Source organism: Vibrio sp. JPW-9-11-11 (genome assembly GCF_013369335.1).
Taxonomy (GTDB): Bacteria; Pseudomonadota; Gammaproteobacteria; order Enterobacterales; family Vibrionaceae; genus Vibrio.
The window spans coordinates 137,620-157,225 of record NZ_SZQJ01000001.1; the positions used below are offsets into that span (position 1 = coordinate 137,620).

Genomic DNA, 19,606 nt, shown 5'->3' on the forward strand with positions numbered 1-19,606 from the left:
CCTCAATCGCGTATTTGATAATGATAGCCCAAGAACTGCTTAAACTTTTTCACCACGTGTAGGCCATGGCGTAGCAAGTCGCGCTCGGTGCGATCGATCTGTTTGATGTCTATACGGTTATGGCTGTGTTGATGGGTCAACTGCTGATTGAGCCTGAGTTTAAACAGTAACTTGAGCGCCTCGCTGAGGTTATCCGCTGTATCGGGTTCGAGAATTTTTTTGCGCCTCAGCGCCTCAATGCGCTCGAAGGTGTTTTTTTCCGCGATACCGTACTCTAGAGACAGAGTTCGAATACCATGCACGATCGGAAAAATACCGCCGCTCTTGACGTCTAAGCCGTCTTTCTCACGTTTGACGTTGCCAAACAAAGTGAGAGGAAGCGAAAACAGTAACGCCGGACGAGCGAAGCCTTGCAGTGCCAACATGTTGTTCAACATAGTGGTTTTCAGGTGTTCAGTGACGGGTTCAAGCAGCGATTTATTGCCTGCCACCGCGTGCGCGTCGGTGAAAATCGCTAAATCCATCACCTGTTCGGACGAGGTCGCTTTTGACCATTGAGTGAGGGTTTTCTTCCACTCGCTTTGGCTTTTGACCCATTTCGGATTATTAACCATCACATTGCCTGGGCAGAGCGGATAACCGAGCTGCTGCAGAGTATGGGTCAGCTTGTCCATTACGGCTGCACATTGATGCCATTCAAAGCCATCTTTGACGATAAGGGCATTGTCTTGGTCAGTTTTGAGTATTTGTTCCCCGCGCCCTTCAGAGCCTAAAACGATCAAGCAACAGTGATCGTGAAGGGCAGGAGGAACAATCAGTTCAAACGCTTTTTCGATGATCTGCTCGTTGACCGCCGAGATGAGCTCCATGATAAATCGGGTGCGAATGCCGTTGTTGAGTAGGCTTTCGACTAGTTGACGTTGACGGTTTGAGGCGAGCGCGAGTTCTTCGATGCTGCTTGAACGCGCGATGCTGAGTGTTAACACGTGTGAGTGAGTGGAGAAGGCGCTCAATATTTGGGTCATGTCGAGCATACCGACCGCTTCTTTGCCGTCTGAGACCATCACGCGTTTCATCCGGTTGCGGGTCATTTTGATCATGGCATTAAACAGAAACTCCCCGTCTTCGACATGCACCACAGGAAAGGTAGCAATTTTACCTACCGGGGTCTCGAGCGGGTGGCCGTCGAGCATCACCGCATGGAGCATATTGGTGCGGGTAATGATGCCGTAGGGCAGTGCGTGCAGATCCTCGATAAGGCGGATGTCGTTATCGCTGAGCCTCACTAAGGCGGAGTCTATGCCGTTCTCTTTTAACGTGCGTGTCACTTCGTTAAGAGGCTGCTCTGGAGATAAGATCATCGGTGGATGATAGATGGCTTTGTCGACTTTAGTGAGGATGAACTCTGCTAAGTTTTGCTGCTGCTGCGCCGCCTCTATCAGCTCTTGGCGCTTGGCGAGATTGTTATCAAAGTAGGCGGCAAATTGACCATTTTGATTGTATAGCTCAAGGAATACGGCTTTAGGCAGTAAATAGGAGAGAGTGTCTTCCAGGGCGATATAGCGATGCTTGACTGTATCATCAAACAATGAGCGTACATCAAACAGGTCATCGTTGGCGTAGTGGGCGAAGATCTCTTTGTTGTCGTCAGAGCGCTCTTCGACTGCGCCTTTGATCAATATATGTAGGTGTTGACTCGCACTACCGGGTTTGAGCAGGGTTTCATTGGTACGAAAGTAGGCAACGTCTAACGAACCGCGCAACTTATCTTGTTGTTGGGGATCTAGGCGGTCGAAAGGCGGGGAGTGCATGTTAAATTTTTCTGGCATGGTGAACCTACAATGCGAACTCAGTATCGGTTTATTTTTGCTCGATATTGCGCATCGCGCCAGACGACTTTGGTCGAACGCAGCGACTGAAGTGAGAATAAGGAAACACTCTTGTGCCAATTGTTCCCTTTTTAATTAACAATAAGCAAACGATAATACTCCCGCTCTAGGGTTAACTGCCCCTAATAACTTCAAGAGGTCACCATGCTCACCCCTTCTCCTTACGGCTGGATTTCCCAGTATTTTGTCGGTTTCTTTTTTGCCTATGGTGTTTATTTGCCGTTTTGGGCCTTGTGGTTCGAGGAGCAAGGAGTCTCGCCAACCGATATTGGCTTGCTGGTGGGGATTGGTTTTGCCACGCGTTGTCTTGCCAACATGGTGCTGACACCACGTATTCATAAAGTCGAACACCTGATGCCTGCACTGCGCTGGCTCAGTTTGGCCGCTATTCTGTTCATCGGTTTTCACTTTTTTACTGGAGGCAACTTTTGGCTGATGGCGCTGGCGACGGTATTGTTCAACCTTTGTTGCGGGCCAGCGGTGCCGCTGTCTGATGCGATGGCCAACTATTACGCTCGGTTAAAAATGCTCGATTATGGACGCACCCGATTGTGGGGCTCGATCGCTTTTATTGCTGGCTCTACCGTGGTGGGCTTTCTCGTCGCTCAGTTTGGCAGTGACATGATCTTGTACACGGCGCTGGCGGGCGTGATTGCCGCGTGGGTGTTCTCTTTGCGCAGTACTCAACCTATGCCTATCACCACCAGTGAAGAGAACATGCAGCGACCTAAACTGAGCGAGCTGCTCGCAGAAGGGCCCGTTATTAAGTTTCTTATTCTCGTCGCTTTGATTCAGGGCAGTCATGCCGCCTATTACAGCTTTAGTTCTATCTATTGGAAAGAGGCGGGTTACTCGGAAGATATTATCGGCTACCTGTGGAGCTTAGGTGTGGTGGCGGAAGTGGCGGTGTTTGCACTCAGTAAACGCTTGTTCTCTGGCTGGACTCTGCGCGCCCTGTTTCTGGTCGCCTCGGTTGGGGTGATTGTTCGCTGGGGCATGACGGCTTCCACTACCGTGTTACTCGCTTTGGTTTTGATTCAACTATTGCACGGTGTGACTTTTGCCATGGCCCACATTGCGGCGATTCAGTACATCCAACATTCTGAGCAACGTAAGATGGTGGCGCTGCAAGCGTTGTACAATGCGATTCCGCTTGGGGCTTTTATCGCCTTGATGACCACGTTGAGTGGTTGGGGCTACGAGCACTGGGGCGCCAATGTATTTTGGGCGATGGCGGCGATGGGAGTATTGGCGCTAATGATTCGTGTCGAGCCGCAATCTCAGCGCATCGACGATGGCATCAAAGCCGAGCCCAATGCACAGAATTAAACCTATCTGATTGAGTTAGCTGGTTATCCTTAGTTAAATAAAAGCTCTCCGCATGGGAGAGCTTTTTTGTGTCATCAAAAGATAAGGATATCTGATGCAGGGTTGGCTCGTGATCACCGTATCACTGTTGTATCTCGGTTTACTGTTTGTCATCGCTTGGTATGGCGATAAGCGTCACTCTTGGCTCGCGAAATGGCGGCCATGGGTCTATAGCTTGTCGATCGCGGTCTATTGTACCTCGTGGACATTTTACGGCACGGTAGGGCAGGCAAGTAGCAACCCTTGGTCGTTTTTACCTATCTACATTGCACCGATTCTGGTGTTTACCCTCGGCTGGCGCATCCTAGCTCGGTTGATCCTCACCGCTAAGCGTGAGCACATTACGTCAATCGCCGATTTTATTGCTGCGCGCTATGGTAAGTCTCAAGGACTTGCGGTAGTGGTCACGCTGATCGCGGTCGCAGGCATCTTACCTTATATCGCTCTGCAGCTAAGAGGCATTACCATGGGGCTGGAGATCATTGCTCCAGAACTTTCGGTTCAATTTGAAGGCTCAGGCTTTGATGTGTCATGGTTTGTCGTGCTGGCGCTGGCGATGTTTACCATGCTGTTTGGTACGCGGCACATCGACAATACCGAGCACCACCGCGGCATGATGATGGCCATCGCCTTTGAGTCGATTATCAAACTGGTGGCCTTTTTGGCCGTGGGCCTGTTTATTCTTTTTCTGGCGCTCAAACGTACCGATGTAGAGTTGTTTGAAGTGGCACAGCAAACCTACCAGTCGCCCAACTTTCCCACCTTGTTGATCCATACGGTGTTAACCATGCTGGCGATTCTCTGCCTACCCCGTCAGTTCCATACCATGGTGGTAGAGAATGAGCGCGCACAAGACCTGCATACCGCGCGCTGGTTGTTTCCTGTCTATCTAATTCTGATGGGGCTGTTTGTGTTGCCGATTGCTTGGGTCGGCCAAGCGTTACTGACCGATGCCAGCCCTGATACTTACGTGATTAGCTTGCCGATGGCGGTCGGGGCGCAAGATGTCGCGTTGCTGGCCTTTTTAGGCGGCACCTCTGCGGCGAGTGGCATGGTGATCGTGTCGACCATCGCATTGGCAATCATGGTCTCCAATGATCTGGTGATGCCACTTTTGCTGCGTCGTATGCGTCTCTCGCAGCGCACTCATCGTCATTTCTCTGGCTTGTTGTTGGTGATCCGCCGTGGGTTGATTTTATTGTTACTACTTGGCGCGTGGGGTTTTTATCAAGCGTTAGGAAGTATTCACTCACTTTCTGCCATCGGTTTTCTCTCCTTTGCGGCCATCACCCAATTTGCCCCAGCGCTGATCGGCGGTATGTATTGGCGCCAAGGCAATCGTAAAGGGGTGTACGTCGGGCTCGCGGTCGGCTTTACCTTGTGGCTGGTTACCTTAATGAGCCAAACCGACATGCTGGCAGGCAGTGCTGAGAATAACTTTTTACTCTGGATGATCACACCGCCGGCGTGGCTCCAAGCGCTGGATGTGACCAATTCTGACTGGGGTATCGTACTCAGCGTGACACTCAATACCTTGTGTTACCTACTAGTGTCGAGCATGACGCGCGCTAGCTTGAGTGAGCGCTTGCAGTCTGCTTCCTTTGTTGGTACACCGCTGCCAGAAAGCGAAAACATGAGCTTATACCAAAGTCGAGTCACGGTCGGCGAGCTGGAAATGTTGGCCTCACGTTTTGTTGGTCGCCAGCGGGTGCGTAGTGCTTTTCGCCAGTACTGGCAACAGCAGCGCGAAACGTTGATGCCCAATCAGCAAGCCCCATCGACGCTGATTCGTCATACGGAGAGGGTGTTGGCGGGTGTGTTTGGTGCGTCTTCTGCGAAGTTAGTCCTTACTTCGGCGCTGCAAGGCAGAAACATGCAGCTCGAAGAGGTCGCGACGATTGTCGATGAAGCTTCCGAGCTGTATGACTTTAGTCGCGGTCTATTGCAAGGGGCGATTGAACATATCGGTCAGGGCATTGCGGTGGTGGATAAGCAACTGCGTTTGGTGGCTTGGAATCAGCGCTACCTTGAGTTGTTTACTTTTCCGGCGGGCTTGATTCAAGTCGGTAGGCCCATTGCCGATGTGATTCGTCACAATGCCGAGTGCGGCTTGTGTGGCCCTGGCGATCCTGAAGAGCATGTGCGTCGCCGGGTATATCACTTAGAACAAGGCACTCGGCATACCTCGTCTCGGGTTCGCCCAGATGGACGAGTGATTGAAGTGCAGGGCAACCCGATGCCGGGGGGCGGCTTTGTGATGAGTTTTACCGATATTACCGTGTTCCGTGATGCTGAGCAGGCGCTTAAAGATGCCAATGAAACCCTTGAAGAGCGAGTAAAAGAGCGCACTCAAGAGCTCGAGCAGTTAAACAAAAAGTTGGTATCGGCCACTCAGCGCTCTGAACAGGAATCCCAGTCTAAATCGCGCTTTTTAGCCGCGGTCAGTCATGATTTAATGCAGCCGCTCAATGCGGCGCGTCTATTTGCGTCATCTCTATCTGAAGTGGCGCGCGAGCCGGAAACTAGGCAACTTTCTCAGCATATTGAGAGTGCCTTGGGGGCGGCGGAAGATTTGATTGGCGATTTGCTCGATATCTCGCGCCTTGAATCGGGCAAGCTCGATGTACATGTGCACGGCTTTGCCATCAATGATGTATTGGCCAACCTTAATGCCGAGTTTAGCGCCTTGGCCAAGCAGCAAGGCATTGAGTTCTCGATGATCCCAAGTCAGTTGATTGTTGAATCTGACCCTAAGTTGCTGCGCCGAGTGGTGCAAAACTTCCTCACCAATGCGTTTCGTTACAACCCTAAGGGTAAAGTGGTGCTTGGCGTGCGGCGGGTCAGCGGTCAAGCGCGGATCGATGTGTGGGACAATGGGATGGGGATCGATGAAGACAAGCAGCAAGAGATCTTTGAAGAATTTAACCGCGGCAGTCAGGTGCGTTCAGATCAAGGCTTGGGGTTAGGGCTGGCGATTTCAAAAGGGATTGCTCATGTGTTGGGGCATCAAATCACCATGCGCTCCTGGCCAGGAAAAGGCAGTGTATTTTCCATTACATTGACGCGCGGTGAAAAAGCTGTCGCCCCGGTAAAAGCTGTACAGTCCGCTAGTGTGTCTGATCTCAGTCATCTTAAGGTGTTATGTGTCGACAATGAACAAGACATTTTGGTGGGAATGGAGAATTTGCTCGGTCGCTGGGGGTGTCAGGTGCGTACCGCGGTTGACCTTGTTTCGACGTTGCAGCAAATCGATGAGCAGTGGAGTCCTGATGTTATCTTATCCGATTATCGCTTGGATCATGGCCGGACAGGTCTCGAGGTGTTGCAGCAGTGTCGATTGCGCATGGGAGGTAGCTTTATTGGGGTGATCATCAGCGCCGATCGAACCGATGATATGCTTGATGGGATTAAGTCGAATGGATTTAGCTTTATCCCCAAACCGGTTAAGCCACTTAAGTTGAGAGCGGTATTAAATCGTGTAGAGAGGCAGATCGCTGAGTAAATAAAAAAGGGTTGACCAAAACGTCAACCCTTTGTGGTTTACTGCTTAGTGTGTCACTTATGCGAGTGCGTCCAGTTCAGTTAAAACTTCTTGAGCCCACTCAATCCAAGCTTGGCGTAGCAATAAGTTTCTGCGTAGTGTTAAACGCTCTAAACGCTGCTGTTTGTCTAGCATCGCTGTGGTTGGGTAATAAGCGTTTTCGATTTCTTGGTAGTGGCTCACTAGCTTACGTGACTCTTCGACTAGCTCTACCAGTTGAGTTCGGTACGGCTGAGAAGGTTGAACAGCACAAGCCATCAGTTTTGCCGAGAACTCATCACGCACGGTTGGGTGTGCTGTGGGTTGATCGAACCATTCACCGAGTGCGACACGACCTGCATCGGTAATCGAGTAAACTTTACGGTCTGGTTTGCCTTCTTGAGGTTCAAGGACGCAAGTAACTAGGTTATTTTGAGCCATTTTATTTAGCTCACGATAGACTTGCTGGTGGCTCGCTTTCCAAAAATAGCCGATGGTGGCGGAAAATTCTTTAGTGATGTCGTACCCGGTCGCATCGCGGGTGCTTAAAACAGTTAAAATAACGTGTGGTAATGACATGTCTTCAATCCAAATGGTCAATAAACTACAAAATTAACCACTTATTACTGTCGTGCTTCTTTAGGCACTGATCATCAGTAGTACAAGTGGCACCAACAAAGTTGGTCATGTCACCTTATAAAGCCGTGTTTATCACCTAGGATCGATAATTGAATTATCGAAGGATTGTGGCGTGTAGATTTTATGTTGATGCCACAATGGTCGAGTAGTATATCTAAATAATAAGCATAAAGTAGAATAGATGGACAAAATAGCCCAAAAAACTGATAAAACTCTCAATTAAATTTTTAGTTTAGTTTTTTGTATTGTTGTGTGGTGCTAATTGTCTTTTTTGAAGTGGTATTAACTAGGTGGGAAAGGTGTGATAAGAAGGTTGATGCCTAAGCATCAACCTTTCTGTTGAGGATTTAACCTGTATTTCGCATGCCCGCGGCGATACCTGCGATGGTGACCATCAAGGCTTCCTCTAACTCGGGGGAAGCCGCGTCACTCTGACGAGTGCGGAAGAGCAGCTCTGCTTGCAGCATGTTCAATGGCTCTACGTAGATGTTACGCAAACGAATCGACTCTTGGCCCCAAGGGTCGCTTTGCATCAAGTTCTCGTTGTTCTCGACGTTCAATACCGCCTTGATGTCTTTTTGCAGTTGCGCGCGTAGACGATCACCCAGAGGCAGCAGTTTTGGCTCGACCAGACGCTCATCGTAGTAACGCGAGATCTCCATATTACACTTGGTGTAAACCATCTCCAGCATACCTAAGCGAGTAGAGAAGAACGGCCATTCTCGACACATTTCCTCTAACAGTGCTTGATGCCCCTTATCGATAGAGTATTGGATGGCTTCCCCTGCACCTAACCATGCTGGCAGTACCAAACGGTTTTGGCTCCACGAGAAGATCCACGGAATGGCTCGCAAACTCTCGACACCACCATTCGGGTTACGTTTTGCTGGGCGAGAGCCGAGCGGCAATTTACCCAACTCTAGTTCTGGCGTAGCTTGACGGAAGTAAGGGACGAAATCTGGCTCGCCGCGTACGACATTGCGGTACGATTCACAGCTGACTTCAGACAGCACGTTCATCAGATCTCGCCACTCTTGTTTTGGCTCTGGTGGTGGCAGTAGGTTAGCTTCCAGAATGGCACTGGCGTAAAGATTGAAGCTATTGACCGCAACTTCTGGTAATCCAAGCTTGAAGCGAATCATTTCCCCCTGCTCGGTAACACGTAATCCGCCTTTCAAACTCTTTGGTGGCTGAGATAAAAGCGCAGCGTGTGCTGGTGCACCACCACGACCAATAGTGCCGCCTCGACCGTGGAACAACGTTAGCTCGACGCCTTCTTCTTCAGCGACTTTAACTAAAGCGTCCATCGCATGGTATTGCGCCCAGCCTGCCGACATAACCCCTGCATCTTTGGCAGAATCCGAGTAGCCGATCATCACCATCTGATGGTTTTGGATAAAGCCACGGTAGAGGTCAATACCCATCAATTGTTTGATCACCGCTTCGGCGTTATTAAGATCGTCTAATGTCTCGAACAGTGGGCATACATCCATACGATAAGGACAGCCCGCTTCTTGCAGCAGCAAGTGTACCGCGAGCACATCAGAGGCGGTGCGCGCCATCGAAATCACATAAGCGCCAAATGCTTCGCGTGGTTGAGCGGCGATGATTTTACAGGTATCAAGCACCTCTTGAACGGGTTCTGACGGCTGCCAGTCACGTGGGAGTAGCGGTCGTTTCGATGCTAGCTCGTTGGTTAAGAAAGCGATCTTATCTTGCTCGCTCCACTGGTCGTAATCACCGATACCTAGGTAGCGAGTGAGCTCAGATAGGACATCCGAATGGCGTGTACTCTCTTGGCGGATATCGAGGCGAACCAAGTGGACACCAAACGCTTTAATGCGACGCAGGGTATCGAGCAGTGAACCGTCAGCAATAATGCCCATGCCGCATTCGTGCAGCGATTGGTAACACGCGTAGAGTGGTTCCCATAACTGCTCAACACGTTGCAGTGGCGCTTTAACAGCTAGTTTTTGACCGAGAATTTTAGCGTCAAGAATCTCTTTGGTTTCGCTCAGTAGTGCACGCAGCTCTTTCAATACCGCGCGATACGGTTCGTGTTGGTCTTCACCGGCAAGCGCACGAACGGTGTCGTTGCATTGCGTCATCGACAGTTCATTGACCAGTTCGTTGATGTCGCCGAGATAGAGGTCCGCGGCTTTCCAGCGAGACAAAAGCAGTACTTCACGAGTGATGGTGTGGGTAACAAATGGGTTACCGTCGCGGTCGCCGCCCATCCAAGATGAGAAGTGCACAGGGCGCGCATCAATCGGCAGCCCTTCGCCAAGATACCCTTCTAGGCGCTCATCCAGCTCACGTAAGAAGTCAGGTACCGCTTCCCATAGTGAGTTCTCAACCACAGCGAAGCCCCATTTGGCTTCATCAAGTGGGGTTGGACGCTGTTGGCGGATCGTATCTGAATGCCAACTCTGAGCAATGAGTTGCTCTAGACGGCGCTCGGTTTTTTGTCGTTCTTTCGCAGAAAGATCGCCCAGCTCAAGCTTAGACAGACACTTATTGATCTTAACCAGCTTGTGAATCATGGTACGACGCGTGATTTCGGTCGGGTGAGCGGTCAACACCAGTTCGATGTTCAAATCGCGAACCGCTTGAGCGGTATCCAGTTTACTGATGTTGTTTTTGCCAAGTTTGGCAAACAAGGTGTTGATGGCGTCTGGTTCACACACATGCGCATCGCAATGGCGCGAAATGGTGTGGTATTGCTCTGCCATATTGGTCAGATTGAGAAACTGGTTGAAGGCATGAGCAACCGGTGTGAGCTGATCATTAGGCAGGCTCTTGATTTCCTCAATCAAGCTTTCGCGGTCTTGTTGATTGCCTGCGAGTGCCGATTTGGAGAGTTTACGAATGGTTTCTACTTTCTCCAGAAGTACCTCACCATGAGCGTCCTTGATGGTGTTGCCGAGCAAATGCCCCAGCATGCTGACATTGCTTCTGAGCGCAGAGTATTTCTCGTTCATTATCATCCTGCCTTGTAAAAAAATTACATCCAATGTTCCTTGTTAGATAGACAATCTAGCGAAAAATGTCGCAGCGAGTCAAATACTGTAGGCTAAGTTTGCAAATATTGTGCAAGTGAATGTAACGCATTGCATGTCATGATAATGACTAAATATGTTGAAATTTTATTACAGAATCGGATTTCACACTTGGTGACTGCCTTGCTCTTAAATCGAACCGCGGTTGACAATCAAAAAGGGTTGGCGCTAGGCACCAACCCTTACCACTGCGTTATTCTTGGGTGGCTAGAAACAATACTTATGCATGGCTTTGGCCAGCACGTCGATCGTCGGGTCAATAAACTCAAATGCGAGGAACTCGTCAGGCTGGTGAGCTTGATCAATTGAGCCGGGGCCGAGGACCAAAGTCGGGCATAACTGCTGAAGGAAAGGGGCTTCGGTGCAGTAGTTGACGGTTTGCGACTCGACGCCGCATATTTCCTCGACGCCGCAAATAAAAGGGTGGTCGTGCTGACACTCATAGCCCGGGATCGGCTCATGCAGTGGTGTGATAGCTAAGCGCCCTGGCCATTTGGCTTCCACCTCTTTGAGCGCACCGCGCAGCATATTGTCCAAGCCATCCAAACTGATGCCAGGCAGAGGGCGTACGTCGTAGTGTAGTTCACAGCAACCACAAATACGGTTGGCGCTGTCACCACCGTGAATATGACCAAGGTTAAGGGTGGGGCTCGGAATGGCAAAGCCTGGGTGGTGGTACTCTTTGATCAGTTTGTCGCGCAGCTGCATCAGAGCGAACAGCACCTCGTGCATAATTTCTATCGCATTCACTCCAAGTGCAGGATCCGACGAGTGGCCTGATTTTCCCGTTACTCGGACCGCATTGGCTACGTGGCCTTTGTGGCCACGAATCGGCACCAGACTGGTGGGTTCACCAATAATGCAGTAGTCCGGTTTGAACGGAGCGGTGTCGGTGAAATGACGTGCACCGAGCATGGTGGTCTCTTCATCGCAGGTGGCCAATATGTATAGAGGTTTGGTCTGCTGACTCCAATCGACTTTCTTCACCGCTTCAATAATAAAAGCAAAGAAACCTTTCATATCGGCGGTGCCTAAACCGTAAAAACGGTTGTTGGCTTCAGTGAGAGCGTGGGGCTCATAGGTCCAACGTCCTTGGTCAAACGGCACTGTGTCGCTGTGACCGGCGAGTAATAATCCCCCTTCGCCAGCGCCCTTTTTAGCGATCAAGTTAAATTTGCCCGTTTCTACTTCGGTTAGATTCACTTCAAAGCCGATGTCCTTTAGCCAGGTGGCCAGCTTTTCAATCACTTGGGCATTGCCTTCATCCCAACTAGGGTCAGTCGAGCTAATAGAAGAGGTCGAGATTAGGCCGCGGTAGACCTCGAGAAAGCTTGGTAATTGCATAATTAGTTTACATTCCCTGTTGACAGATTTCGGTTAAGAAGGTAAAACACATATTAAATCACTTTTATTGAATAAAAAACCAATAAAGGGCGAATAATTTAAATTAATAGTCACTATGTGAGTGGCGATTTTGAGTCAAAAATGGATGTCTGAGATGCTTAAAACCACAATCATCGGCGCAAGCGGATACACCGGAGCTGAACTGGCTCTGATGGTGCACAAACACTCAAAGCTTACGCTAACAGGTTTGTATGTGTCCGCCAACAGTGTTGATGCTGGGAAAGATATCTCGCAGTTGCACGGCAAATTGGCAGGGCAGCTTTCTCATACGGTCGAAGCACTAACCGACGCGACTCGCGTTGCCAAGCAGTGTGATGTGGTGTTTTTGGCCACGGCACACGAAGTGAGCCACGACTTAGCCCCGATCTTTTTAGAACATGGATGCCAAGTCTTCGACTTATCAGGTGCGTTTCGTGTCCAGCAAGATGGTTTCTATAGTGAATTCTATGGTTTTGAACATCAGCACGCTGGTTGGTTAGACCAAGCAGAATATGGTTTAGCTGAGTGGAATAGTGAAGGGATCAAACAGAGTGGCTTGATTGCGGTACCTGGCTGTTACCCAACCGCTTCGCAACTGGCTATTAAACCTCTGCTCAATCAAGGGTTGATTGATACCCAGCAATGGCCGGTCATTAACGCAACCAGCGGTGTATCTGGCGCAGGGCGTAAAGCTTCAATGACCAATAGTTTTTGCGAAGTGAGCTTGCAGCCTTATGGCGTGTTTACTCATCGTCACCAACCTGAAATCGCCAGCCACTTGGGGACTCAGGTTATTTTTACACCTCACTTAGGCAATTTTAAGCGCGGTATTTTGGCAACGATTACCATGAAGTTGGCGCCGGGCGTGACCGCGGATCAAGTCGCAGCGGCGTTTAATCAAGCTTATCAAGACAAACCGGCAGTGCGTCTCTTAGCCGATGCATTGCCTAAATTGCAAAATGTTGAAAATACGCCTTTCTGCGATATCGGCTGGAAGGTTCAAGGTGAGCACATCATCGTAGTCTCTGCGATTGATAACTTACTTAAAGGTGCATCAAGTCAAGCGATGCAATGTTTAAACATCCACTACGGATTCCCAGAGCTATCTGCTCTTGTGTAGTTAAAGAGCAGCAAGGAACAAGTGATGACAGATAACAATCTTACTCCATTAGTGATCAAATTAGGCGGTGCTGCACTGTCGTGTACTGAGACGTTAAGCCAGGTATTTGGCGCGATTGCCCAATACCAAAAGCAAGCTCAGCGACGAATTGTGATCGTCCACGGGGGAGGTTATCTGGTGGACGATCTGATGGCTCAACTGCAACTTAAAACGGTCAAGAAAGACGGTTTGAGAGTGACGCCGTATGAGCAAATCCCAGTGATAGCGGGAGCCTTAGCCGGAACAGCCAATAAGATGCTGCAAGGGCAAGCGATTAAAGATGGCCTTAATGCGGTGGGCTTAAGCCTAGCTGATGGTGGCTTGTGTCATGTGCAAGAGCTCGACCCTGAGCTAGGTGCGGTGGGCAAAGCGACGCCAGGTAATTCAACCGTGTTGCAAGCGATACTCAGTACGGGTGCACTGCCAATAATTAGTTCGATCGGGCTAACAGAGCAAGGGCAGATGATGAACGTCAATGCGGATCAGGCGGCAGTAGCGGTGGCCGGTGCGCTCGACGCTGAACTGGTTCTGTTATCCGATGTCAGCGGCGTGTTAGACGGTAAAGGCCACTTAATTAAAAGCCTCGATGAGAAACAGGCGCAGAGCCTAATCAATGGTCATGTGATCACTGATGGGATGATTGTCAAAGTCAACGCTGCATTAGAAGCGGCCAATGACTTAGGGCGTCCGATTGAAGTGGCGACATGGCGATACCCAGACAAGCTCGCTGAGCTATTTGCTGGGCAAAGCATCGGTACCCAGTTTCTGCCTAAGGCATAAAGTAACACCCCATTTCGCGTTAGCGCCATGGCGCTAACGACACAGATTAAACATAGGAAGTACCCGTAGCACTGACCGCCAAGCGCAGCGCCGGGATTTGGAGAAAAGAAAATGAGCAAAGTTCAAGTAAATAAAGTAGTTGTCGCATACTCTGGCGGTCTGGATACCTCAGTGATCATTCCATGGCTGAAAGAAAACTATGACTGTGAAGTCGTGGCCTTCGTTGCCGATGTGGGCCAAGGTGAGGAAGAGCTTACCGGCATTGAAGAGAAAGCAAAAGCATCCGGCGCCTCTGAGTGTTATATCGCCGACTTGAAAGAAGAGATGGTGGCCGATTACATCTACCCGACACTAAAAACCGGTGCTTACTACGAAGGTAAGTACTTACTAGGCACCTCAATGGCGCGCCCTATTATTGCTAAAGCCCAGGTTGAAGTTGCACGTAAGGTTGGCGCTGATGCTTTATGTCATGGTTGTACCGGTAAAGGAAACGACCAAGTGCGTTTCGAAGGTGCCTTTGCAGCTCTTGCCCCGGATCTGCATGTGATTGCGCCTTGGCGTGAGTGGGACCTAGTGAGCCGTGAAGAGTGTCTCGATTACCTTGCGGAGCGCAACATTCCTTGTACAGCATCGTTAACCAAAATATATTCACGTGACGCTAACGCATGGCACATCTCTACCGAAGGCGGCGTTTTGGAAGAAACTTGGAATGCGCCAAACGAAGATTGCTGGGCTTGGACGGTTGACCCTGAGCAAGCGCCGAATGAAGCAGAATACGTAACACTGAAAGTAGAAAAAGGCGAAGTAGTGGCGGTAGACGGAGAAACCATGACTCCGTATAACGCACTGGTTTACCTAAACGACAAAGGTGCGAAGCACGGTATTGGCCGTATCGATATTGTCGAGAACCGTTTAGTGGGGATGAAGTCTCGTGGTTGTTACGAAACCCCAGGAGGCACCATTATGATGGAAGCTTTGCGCGCCGTTGAGCAGCTTGTGTTGGATAAAACTGCCTTTGAGTTCCGTGAAGAACTAGGCGTGAAAGCGTCGCACTTAGTCTACGATGGCCGTTGGTTCACGCCATTGTGTAAGTCTATTTTGGCGGCGTCTGAAGAGCTGGCACAAGATGTAAATGGTGAAGTTGTTGTTAAACTTTACAAAGGCATGGCAACGGTGACTCAGAAGCGTTCTGAAAACAGCTTATACTGCGAGCAGTTTGCGACCTTTGGTGAAGACGAAGTATACGATCAGAGCCATGCAGAAGGCTTTATCCGTCTTTACTCGCTCTCAAGCCGTATCCGTGCGCTTAACAGCCTGAAGAAATAGTCAAACAGCTGATAAATTATAAAAGCCCACTTGCTGTGCAAGTGGGCTTTTTCTATTTGGTCTAAGTGGCGGAAGCTCAAAATATTTCTCATGAATAAATATGTAGAAATAATGAATTAATACTTTATTTTTGTGCTATTTTGCCGTAACTTTGAACCATCATACAATACTGGATTCAATCCAGAGTTAATCAGAGCAATATCACCCTTCGCATGACGAGCGAATATTGGTAATCAGGAGAAACGCGATGGCATTATGGGGCGGAAGATTTACCCAAGCAGCAGATACAAGATTCAAAGAATTTAACGATTCGTTGCGCTTCGATTACCGATTGGCTGAGCAAGATATCGTCGGCTCTATCGCATGGTCAAAAGCATTGCTTTCTGTCGATGTGCTCAACGAAGAAGAGCAGCAGAAGCTTGAGCTCGCGTTGAATGAGCTTAAGTTGGAAGTGATGGAAGACCCGCACCAAATCTTGCGTTCAGATGCAGAAGACATTCACTCATGGGTGGAACAGCAGTTGATCAGCAAAGTGGGCGATTTGGGTAAAAAGCTGCACACGGGCCGTTCGCGTAATGATCAGGTTGCAACCGACCTTAAGCTCTGGTGCCGTCAACAGGGCCAACAGCTGCTTATGGCGCTGGATCGTCTGCAAGCTCAGATGGTGGCGGTGGCGAAGCAGCATCAGACCACTGTGCTACCTGGTTACACCCATTTACAACGTGCCCAGCCAGTGACATTTGCCCATTGGTGTTTAGCCTATGTCGAAATGTTCGAGCGTGATTACTCACGTTTGGATGATGCGATCAAACGCCTCGATACTTGTCCATTAGGTTCAGGGGCATTGGCTGGCACCGCTTATCCGATTGACCGTGAAAAAGTGGCGCATAACTTAGGGTTTCGCCGTGCGACCCGTAACTCTTTAGATTCGGTGTCTGACCGTGATCATGTGATGGAGTTGATGTCGGTCGCTTCAATTTCAATGTTGCATCTTTCACGCCTGGCCGAAGATATGATTTTCTATAACTCAGGCGAGTCTAACTTTATCGAGTTGGCTGATACGGTGACTTCTGGCTCTTCCTTGATGCCACAAAAGAAAAACCCAGATGCTTTAGAGTTGATCCGTGGTAAAACCGGTCGTGTTTATGGCTCATTAGCCGCGATGATGATGACAGTCAAAGCGTTGCCACTTGCCTACAACAAAGATATGCAAGAAGACAAAGAAGGTTTGTTTGACGCGCTCGATACTTGGAATGATTGTATGGAGATGGCCGCGCTCTGTTTTGATGGCATCAAGGTCAACCAGGAGCGTACCCTTGAGGCCGCGAAGCAAGGTTATGCGAATGCGACTGAACTTGCCGATTATTTAGTGGCGAAAGGCATTCCATTCCGTGAAGCGCACCATATCGTTGGTGTTGCGGTGGTCGGTGCGATTGCCAAAGGGTGCGCACTCGAAGAGCTCTCTATCGCTGAGCTGAAAGAATTTTCCGGTGTAATAGAAGAGGATGTTTACGCCATCCTAACCATTGACTCATGTCTAGAAAAACGTAGTGCCTTGGGTGGCGTTTCGCCTAAGCAGGTGGCGCATGCGGTTGAGCAAGCGGAAGGGCGTTTGATCAAGCGTGATACCTCGTCCGTGAAAGTGCGCCCTGCGCGTTTAACCGATATTGAGGCGCTCGAAGGTATGGTGACTTACTGGGCGAATATGGGAGAAAACTTACCTCGTTCACGTAGTGAACTGGTGCGCGATATTGGTTCTTTTGCTGTGGCAGAGCATCATGGTGAAGTGACAGGCTGTGCCTCGCTATACGTTTATGATTCAGGATTAGCTGAAGTTCGCTCTTTGGGCGTTGAGGCGGGTTGGCAAGGCCAAGGGCAAGGGACGGCGATCGTACAGTATTTGGTCGAAAAAGCCCGTCAGATGGCGATTAAAAAGGTGTTTGTTTTAACCCGAACGCCAGAGTTCTTTATGAAGCAGTCGTTCCTGCCGACCTCAAAATCACTCCTGCCAGAAAAAGTGCTAAAAGATTGCGAACAGTGTCCGCGTCAACACGCCTGTGATGAAGTCGCATTGGAAGTGAATCTAGTGGAGCAAGCGATCGCTCGGGTCAACGTAGCGTAACTGACTGAATAAACTAGCGAAGATAAAAAGATCAAAAAAGATCGATTTTATTGGGAACTATTGAGAAAAAGCTCGGTCTATTAAAGTACCACTGCTTTTTCTTAGAAGAATCTAAGAAGGCCCCAAACCAGATATTGGTATTGGGGCTTTTTTTATGGAAGAAACTCAACTATTTATGCTGTTTGGTATCAATCGTCCGATTTTCCGTTTCGTCGCTTCCACGGCAAAATGACAAAGCGCATCCACAAGTGCAGAAACAGCAGGGCATTAAAAGCGAATCCGGCAAAGATCAAAGCGATCGACTCGATGCTCTGTGGGTTATCACGATAGAGCCACCACCAAATAATCCAGCACACCACAGAGAGTACCGTCAGTTGATCCATACAGCGTTGACAGCGGCCTATCTTTTTCCAAAACCAATGTGAAGTGCAGTCGCGACAGTTCATATGACGACTCTTAGTGGGAACGATATGCTTGATAATAGAAAAGCGCTCACTAATTAGCGAGCGCTTTGTTTGGTTTAGGTTAGCTTAGCCTAGAAAAGTTTCCAGCTCTTCACTGCCACCAATATGTTTGCCGCCGATAAAGACTTGCGGCACCGTAGAGCGACCTGAGATGGCGCGTAAGCTAACGGTGGTTGCATCTTTACCTAGCACGACCTCTTCATACTGAAGGCCGTGGTCAATCAGGTTTTGTTTGGCCTTGTTGCAGAATGGACAGCCAGGCTTAGTAAACACGGTGATCGATTCTTGTGTTTTGTAGTTTGGTGCAATGTAGTTAAGCATAGTGTCAGCATCAGAGACTTTGAACGGGTCGCCCGGTTCGTTTGGCTCAATAAACATTTTTTCGACCACACCGTTTTTCACCAGCATGCTGTAGCGCCATGAGCGTTTGCCAAAGCCGATATCATTTTTGTCGACCAACATACCCATGCCATCAGTAAATTCACCGTTGCCGTCTGGAATGAAAGTAATGTTTTCCGCTTCTTGATCTTGTTTCCAAGCGTTCATGACGAAAGTGTCGTTAACAGAAATACACACAATCTCATCCACTCCGTGCTCTTTAAATACAGGGTAGAGCTCGTTGTAGCGCGGTAAGTGACTTGATGAACAGGTCGGGGTAAAAGCGCCCGGTAGGCTAAATACAATCACAGTTTTGTCTTTAAACAACTCATCAGTGCTGACGTTAACCCATGCATCGCCTTGACGAGTGGGAAAAGTGACGTTTGGAATGTTCTGACCTTCTTTTGATACAAACATAGATGTTTTCCTTGTATTTTAATTGCTTGATTTCGAGTCTTATCAGTTTAATCACTGGGCTTCGTTTCGATAAGTGCATTATTCAAGAAACTCTTTGATAGTTACAATCGTTTGATGCTATGGTTTTGATAGATTATTTCTATTGCTTAAAGGGAGAGGGTCGAGATGAATATCCGCGACTTTGAGTATCTAGTTGCTCTGGCTGAACACAAACATTTTCGTAAAGCGGCAGAGGCGTGCTTTGTTAGTCAGCCGACGTTAAGTGGTCAGATTCGAAAACTAGAGGATGAAATTGGTACCGCTTTGCTCGAGCGTAGCAGCCGTCGAGTACTGTTCACCGATGCAGGATTGCAACTGGTCGATCAGGCTAAGCGAGTCCTGTCTGAGGTTAAAACTTTTAAAGATATGGCCAGCGGTCAAGCGGGTGACATGGTAGGGCCTCTGCATATCGGTTTTATTCCGACCGTCGGTCCTTATTTGTTGCCTAAGATTGTCCCTATGCTCAAGCAGCGCTTTCCCGATCTAGAACTCTATTTACATGAAGCGCAGACTCAACAATTGGTGCGCCAACTGGAAGAGGGTAAGCTCGACTGCCTAGTGCTGGCTTCGGTCGCAGAAACCGCGCCATTTAAAGAAATAGAGGTTTTCAACGAACCTATGAGTATCGCAGTGCCGTGCGATCACGAATGGGCGCAACGTGACCAAGTAGATATGCTCGATCTTAATGGGCGTACGGTATTAGCTTTGGGCGACGGGCACTGTCTGCGCGATCAAGCGCTCGGTTTTTGCTTCGCCGCGGGCGCGAAAGATGACGAACGTTTTAAAGCGACCAGTCTTGAGACCCTACGTAACATGGTGGCCGCAGGCGCTGGTATCACCTTATTACCGCACCTTTCTTTGCCCAAAGAGCAGCAAAAAGACGGGGTGTGTTATGTAAAAGCGGTCAATCCCGTACCATCACGCAGTATTGTGTTGGCTTATCGGCCCGGATCGCCACTGCGATCACGCTTTGAGCAACTCGCCTTGGCAATCAAAGAGCAGTTAGCTGAAGTCATCGAAAACTAAATAAAAAGAGGTTGATATCGCTATCAACCTCTTTTTA

General features: G+C 49.2%; 13 protein-coding genes. 7 read left to right on the forward strand and 6 right to left on the reverse strand.

The annotated features are described in order from the left end of the window. Positions 1–2: 2 nt before the first annotated feature. Positions 3–1,829, reverse strand: coding sequence for a DUF294 nucleotidyltransferase-like domain-containing protein (locus FCU94_RS00675; protein WP_176286660.1), 1,827 nt, complete (start codon positions 1,827–1,829; stop codon positions 3–5). A gap of 204 nt (positions 1,830–2,033) precedes the next feature. On the opposite strand from FCU94_RS00675, the gene FCU94_RS00680 reads away from it, so the two are divergent. Both FCU94_RS00680 and FCU94_RS00685 read left to right on the forward strand, forming a co-directional pair. Further along, positions 2,034–3,218 carry a 3-phenylpropionate MFS transporter gene (locus tag FCU94_RS00680; protein ID WP_176286661.1) on the forward strand — a complete coding sequence of 395 codons (1,185 nt, stop codon included), beginning with the start codon at positions 2,034–2,036 and terminating at the stop codon, positions 3,216–3,218. Positions 3,219–3,312: 94 nt separating this feature from the next. Beyond that, positions 3,313–6,759, forward strand: a complete 3,447-nt coding sequence (locus tag FCU94_RS00685; protein WP_176286662.1) for a PAS domain-containing hybrid sensor histidine kinase/response regulator — start codon at positions 3,313–3,315, stop codon at positions 6,757–6,759. 57 nt (positions 6,760–6,816) lie between these two features. On the opposite strand, the gene FCU94_RS00690 is transcribed toward FCU94_RS00685, so the two are convergent. The 3 genes from FCU94_RS00690 to argE form a co-directional block, all read right to left on the reverse strand. After that, a complete protein-coding gene (locus FCU94_RS00690; RefSeq protein ID WP_176286663.1) occupies positions 6,817–7,356 on the reverse strand; it encodes a PadR family transcriptional regulator in 540 nt (179 codons plus the stop codon). A 407-nt stretch (positions 7,357–7,763) separates the two neighbouring features. Next, positions 7,764–10,397: a phosphoenolpyruvate carboxylase gene (gene ppc / locus FCU94_RS00695; protein WP_176286664.1), complete on the reverse strand. Its 2,634-nt coding sequence runs from the start codon at positions 10,395–10,397 to the stop codon at positions 7,764–7,766. A gap of 285 nt (positions 10,398–10,682) precedes the next feature. Then, entirely contained in the window at positions 10,683–11,819 is a 1,137-nt protein-coding gene (gene argE, locus FCU94_RS00700) for an acetylornithine deacetylase (RefSeq protein WP_176286665.1), read from the reverse strand. A 154-nt stretch (positions 11,820–11,973) separates the two neighbouring features. On the opposite strand from argE, the gene argC reads away from it, so the two are divergent. The 4 genes from argC (at position 11,974) to argH (ending at position 17,245) form a co-directional block, all read left to right on the forward strand. Next, entirely contained in the window at positions 11,974–12,978 is a 1,005-nt protein-coding gene (argC, locus tag FCU94_RS00705) for an N-acetyl-gamma-glutamyl-phosphate reductase (protein ID WP_176286666.1), read from the forward strand. A gap of 24 nt (positions 12,979–13,002) precedes the next feature. Beyond that, positions 13,003–13,797: an acetylglutamate kinase gene (argB, locus tag FCU94_RS00710; protein ID WP_176286667.1), complete on the forward strand. Its 795-nt coding sequence runs from the start codon at positions 13,003–13,005 to the stop codon at positions 13,795–13,797. A 111-nt stretch (positions 13,798–13,908) separates the two neighbouring features. Next, positions 13,909–15,123 (forward strand): argininosuccinate synthase, encoded by a 1,215-nt coding sequence (locus tag FCU94_RS00715; RefSeq protein ID WP_176286668.1) that lies wholly within the window; start codon positions 13,909–13,911, stop codon positions 15,121–15,123. A gap of 247 nt (positions 15,124–15,370) precedes the next feature. After that, positions 15,371–17,245 (forward strand): argininosuccinate lyase, encoded by a 1,875-nt coding sequence (gene argH / locus FCU94_RS00720; protein ID WP_176286669.1) that lies wholly within the window; start codon positions 15,371–15,373, stop codon positions 17,243–17,245. Positions 17,246–17,433: 188 nt separating this feature from the next. Here argH and FCU94_RS00725 read toward each other — a convergent pair whose 3' ends face one another. Together FCU94_RS00725 and FCU94_RS00730 are read right to left on the reverse strand one after the other, a co-directional pair. Beyond that, the gene (locus tag FCU94_RS00725) at positions 17,434–17,691 is read right to left on the reverse strand and encodes a DUF3624 domain-containing protein (protein WP_176286670.1); all 258 of its coding nucleotides are present in this window, start codon (positions 17,689–17,691) and stop codon (positions 17,434–17,436) included. An 84-nt stretch (positions 17,692–17,775) separates the two neighbouring features. After that, complete coding sequence (locus FCU94_RS00730) at positions 17,776–18,504, reverse strand: glutathione peroxidase (RefSeq protein WP_176286671.1); 729 nt, start codon at positions 18,502–18,504, stop codon at positions 17,776–17,778. A 165-nt stretch (positions 18,505–18,669) separates the two neighbouring features. Here FCU94_RS00730 and oxyR point away from each other — a divergent pair, with 165 nt between their 5' ends. Then, positions 18,670–19,569 (forward strand): DNA-binding transcriptional regulator OxyR, encoded by a 900-nt coding sequence (oxyR, locus tag FCU94_RS00735; protein WP_176286672.1) that lies wholly within the window; start codon positions 18,670–18,672, stop codon positions 19,567–19,569. Positions 19,570–19,606: the final 37 nt, after the last annotated feature.